This is a genomic window from Mycobacterium sp. E3198, from assembly GCF_001667015.1.
Taxonomy (GTDB): Bacteria; Actinomycetota; Actinomycetes; order Mycobacteriales; family Mycobacteriaceae; genus Mycobacterium.
In genome coordinates this window covers 1-3191 of record NZ_LZIS01000078.1, presented here as the reverse complement: position 1 = coordinate 3191, position 3191 = coordinate 1, and the positions used below count along the sequence as shown (strand labels likewise).

Genomic DNA, 3191 nt, shown 5'->3' with positions numbered 1-3191 from the left:
GCAGCGGCCGGCGATCATCGAGGCGGCCGCGCAGGGATCCAGCCCCGACCAGTACACGATGGTCAGCTACTACCGGCCCGAGCTCGGCCTGCCCGAGATGGGCGTCGTGGGCCGGCAGCTGTGGGGGCAGTCCGGGCTCAAGCCGTCCGACATTCAGACCGCGATTCTCTACGACCACTTCACGCCGTTCACCCTGATTCAGTTGGAGGAGTTGGGGTTCTGCGGTCGCGGCGAGGCGAAAGACTTCATCGCCGACGGCGCGATCGAGGTGGGCGGTCGGCTGCCGATCAACACGCACGGCGGTCAACTGGGCGAGGCCTATATCCACGGCATGAACGGCATCGCCGAGGGCGTGCGGCAATTGCGCGGCACCTCGGTGAACCCGGTGCCCGACGTCGAGCACGTTCTCGTCACGGCGGGCACGGGTGTACCCACGTCGGGCTTGATCCTCGGCTAGCGCCTACGCCGAGCGTCACGCTAGCGTGGCCGTCGGCGTCGAGCGTCACGCTGGGGTGACGCCTGTGGATGGCTGACCCACGCTGACGTGACACTCGATTTGCCTCCTGGGACGCTGCCGGCATGGTGGAGCCGTTCATCGGTAGTGAGGCCGTTGCGAGCGGCGACGTCCTCAAGAGCGCGTTGCGGACTCGATATACCAAGTTGTTGCGTGACGTCTATGTCAACCAGGGTGCTGAGCTGACGCCGCTCGTTCGCGCCTGCGCGGGATGGCTGTGGTCGCGACGTCGGGGTATCGTCGCGGGGCTGTCGGCCTCCGCCGTACATGGCGCCGAGTGGGTGGACCCTGCGACGCCGCTTGAGCTTCTGCACTGCAACAGAAATCCGGTGCCAGGTGTGCGCGTCCATGGTGACCGCGTCGAAGACGATGAGGTCGTCCTGTTCGACGGGGTACCGGTCACAACGCCTGCCCGGACGGCTCTAGACCTCGGATGCTGGTATCCAACGAATGACGCGGTGGCAGCGATCGACGACCTGTTGCGGGTAAGCGACCTCAAAGTGGCCGAGCTCGAGATGCTGTTCGGTCGTTGTCCGGGTCGCCGCGGAATCCGGTCGGCCCGCTCGGCGATCGGTCTTGCGGATGCGGGCGCGCAGTCCCCGAAGGAAACTTGGCTTCGACTGCTATTGATCCGGGCCGGCTTGCCCAGACCGCAAACACAGATTCCGGTCAGCGTCGAGTTTGACGACGTGACGTACTACCTCGATATGGGTTGGGAGAATGTGAAAGTCGCAGCCGAGTATGACGGCGAGCAACACCGCAAGGACCGTTGGCAGTACATGTGGGACATCAGGCGAAGTGAAACGCTCGAGCGCTTGGGCTGGATCGTGGTCCGGGTCGTCGCGGGGGATCGCCCCCCAAAGATCATTAGCCGCGTTCGAGCCGCATTAGCTACCCGAGCGTCACGCTAGCGTGGCGATGGTCCGCGAGCGCCACGCTAGCGTGACGCTCGGCGGGGAATGACGGCCCCGAGCGCTACGCCGGGACCAGCTCCACGCCGCTCAGCACGACGGCGTCCTCGCGCGCCGGCGCCACAACGCTGGCCAGGAACCGGCCGTTGTCCTTCCAGATGCCGACCTTGAGCGTCTCGCCGGGGTAGGCCACACCGGCGAAGCGCGCGCCGTAGGCCGCGACCGCCCCCGCGTCGCCGTCCAACAGCGCGTCGGTGATGGCCTTGCAGGTCATCCCGTAGGTGCACAGGCCGTGCAGGATCGGCCTGGGAAAGCCTGCGGCGGCGGCGAATTCGGGGTCGGAGTGCAGCGGGTTGCGGTCGCCGCAGAGCCGGTACAGCAGCGCCTGCTGCGGCAGGATCGGCACGTCCACCTCGAGATCGGGCGCCCGGTCCGGCGCCGCATCCGACGAGGAAGGGCCGCGCTCGCCGCCGAATCCTCCCTCGCCGCGGGCGAAGATCGACCGCCGCTGGGTCCACAGCAGGGTGCCGTCCGGGGCGCTGACGGTCGTCTCGCTCCAGATCACCGCGGCCTTGCCCTTGTCCCAGATGTCGGTGAACCGGGTGACGGCCTTGGCCGAGCCCGACGGCGGCAGCGGGCCGGGCACCTCGATCCGCTCGCTGGCGTGCAACACGCGGCTCAGCTCGATGTCGATGCCCGGAAACTGCACCGTCGGCGGTTTGGTCATGTGGAAGGAGGCCGCGACGTTGCCGAACGTCGGCAGCACCTGCGGGGTGTCGTCGGTCAGATAGCGCAGCTCGCGCGGATCCATCGGATCGGAACCCGCCCCCAAGCCGAGGTGGTAGAGCTGGATATCGCTGCTGCACCACGAGAATTCGATGGGGTCCAGCTCGGCGCTCAGCGCGACGTCGACGTCGATCGGCATGTCAGTTACTCCCCGCGATGTGCAGCGCCGCCAGATAACCGAAGGTCATCGCCGGCCCGATGGTGCCTCCCGGCCCGGGGTAGGTGTGGCCCATCACCGGGGCGCTGACATTGCCCGCGGCGTAAAGGCCCTCGATGATGCTGCCGTCGTCGCGCAGCGCGCGGCCGTGCACGTCGGTGCGGATGCCGCCCTTGGTGCCCAGGTCGCCGGGCACCATCTTGGCCGCGTAGTAGGGCGGGTGGCTGATCTCGCCGAGGTTGGGGTTCGGCTTGTTGGTGGGGTCGCCGTAGTAGCGGTCGTAGGCGCTTTCCCCGCGGCGGTAGTCTTCGTCGACGCCCGAGCGCGCGAAGTCGTTGAAGCGCGCCACGGTGGCCGTCAACGCATCACCCGGCAGGCCGGCCTTCTCGGCCAGCTGCGCCAGGGTGTCCGCCTGGACGATCACGCCGGAATCCAGCCATTTGCGCGGAATGCGTTGTCCCGGTTGCAGTCCCGCGAAGATGTAGCGGTCGCGGTACTGCTGGTCGAACACCAGCCACGCCGGGATGTTCTCGCCCGGCCCGGGCCCCTGGCCGAATTCGCCGCCGTACATGTGGTGGCAGGCCTCGACGTAGGGCATCGACTCGTTCATGAACCGCTTGCCCGACATGTTGACGATGATCGAGCCGGGGGAATTGCGCTCCGACAGGGCGAACCACGGCGCGCCCACCAGCGGCACCGTCGGGCCCCACCAGGCGTCCTCCATCAAGTCCAACGCGGCTCCCAGCTTTTCGCCGGCGAGAATCCCGTCGCCGGTGTTGGCCTTCGCGCCGACGGTCCACTCGGTGGTGATGGGCGCGCGCTG

The 3191-nt window shown here is 67.8% G+C and carries 3 protein-coding genes and 1 pseudogene; 2 read left to right on the top strand and 2 right to left on the bottom strand.

Annotated features, from left to right (window positions below; genetic code table 11):
- Nucleotides 1–457, top strand: a pseudogene (locus A5673_RS08745) (lipid-transfer protein); the annotation flags it as partial.
- Between the two features lie 122 nt (nt 458–579).
- A complete protein-coding gene (locus A5673_RS08740) occupies nt 580–1425 on the top strand; it encodes a DUF559 domain-containing protein (RefSeq protein ID WP_068229978.1) in 846 nt (281 codons plus the stop codon).
- A 64-nt stretch (nt 1426–1489) separates the two neighbouring features.
- Here the strand turns inward: A5673_RS08740 and A5673_RS08735 are convergent, their stop codons facing one another.
- Together A5673_RS08735 and A5673_RS08730 are read right to left on the bottom strand one after the other, a co-directional pair.
- Nucleotides 1490–2350, bottom strand: a complete 861-nt coding sequence (locus tag A5673_RS08735) for a MaoC family dehydratase (RefSeq protein WP_068229976.1) — start codon at nt 2348–2350, stop codon at nt 1490–1492.
- Between the two features lies 1 nt (nt 2351).
- Nucleotides 2352–3191, bottom strand: an 840-nt coding sequence (locus A5673_RS08730; protein ID WP_156748018.1) for an FAD-binding protein, incomplete at its 5' end; no start/stop codon positions are given.